Raw genomic sequence first — 1096 nt, 5'->3', positions numbered from 1 at the left:
GAAGTCAATGTTATTCAGGATGCCATCGGCTATAAGGATACAGCTCGTAAGCTCACTGTACACACACTCATTCATTATTTGACCTGTGCTGCTATGAATGAGTTCAAAAGTTATCGAGAGTGCGCAGACGTAGGTGACAAACATGGATTACCCAAAGTTGACCACTCTACTATTTCAAAGAAAGCCGGACATGTAGACTACAAGATCATGAAAGAATTATTCCATTTAGTCGTTTCTAAATGTAATCGAATAACACGCCGAGTATTAAAAATTTCCAAGGAACTTCTCTTGGTAGACTCTACTACCATTACAGTAGGGAAGTCACGTCTTCCTTGGGCTCTTTATCACGGAGAACGTGCAGGGATTAAACTGCATGTTAGTTATACTCCACTAACTGAAATGCCGCTTCAAGTCGTTGAAACGACTGGACTTATACATGATGGACCGATTGGTGAACAGTTAGTCGATTCTCGATTTATCATGGTAGAAGATCGAGCCTATTTTAAGATTAAACGAATCGATCAATTCACAGAAGACCAGCAAAAGTTCGTGATTCGAATAAAAGAAAATGTCGAGATTTTTAGACCTCATGCTTTGCAGTGCCTTGAACAAGCTGGATCCCCCATCACACGCGACATTACTTGTCAACTAGGTACCAAGCAATCCCGTTCTGAGAAACGACATCGGGTGGTATTTTTTAAGGATGATTATGGTAACGAGATGCGTGTAGTGACTAATTTAATGGACATAGCACCTGAAGTCATCGCAGACATGTACAAGGCAAGATGGGGAATCGAAACGTTTTTCCGATGGATCAAGCAGAACCTAAATGTTCCTGTTTTATTTGGCACGACTGAAAATGCTGTTTTTAATCAGCTGTTCGCCGCTTTGATTGCTTATGTTTTATTAAAGTGGCTTTATTCAAAGACAGCTGAAGGACGCATATTCAAAAAGTTATCATTTATCTCTTTTCTAAGACAACTGCAAAAAGATAACTTGCCAATTGACTGGCGTTCTGAAATAGCTGTTATTTTTAAAAAATTATAAAGTTCTCCAAGGGATAAGTCTGTCTAATTTTGGATAATCAACACTCGTG

1 pseudogene is annotated in these 1096 nt (G+C 39.1%); it reads left to right on the top strand.

Annotated features, from left to right (window positions below):
- A pseudogene (locus P9E47_RS22100) lies at positions 1-1084 on the top strand (IS4 family transposase); the annotation flags it as partial.
- Positions 1085-1096 lie beyond the last annotated feature (12 nt).

The organism is Schinkia azotoformans (genome assembly GCF_035811335.1).
In the GTDB taxonomy this organism is placed as follows: domain Bacteria; phylum Bacillota; class Bacilli; order Bacillales; family Bacillaceae_J; genus Schinkia; species Schinkia azotoformans.
This window is presented reverse-complemented; position numbering and strand designations above follow the sequence as displayed.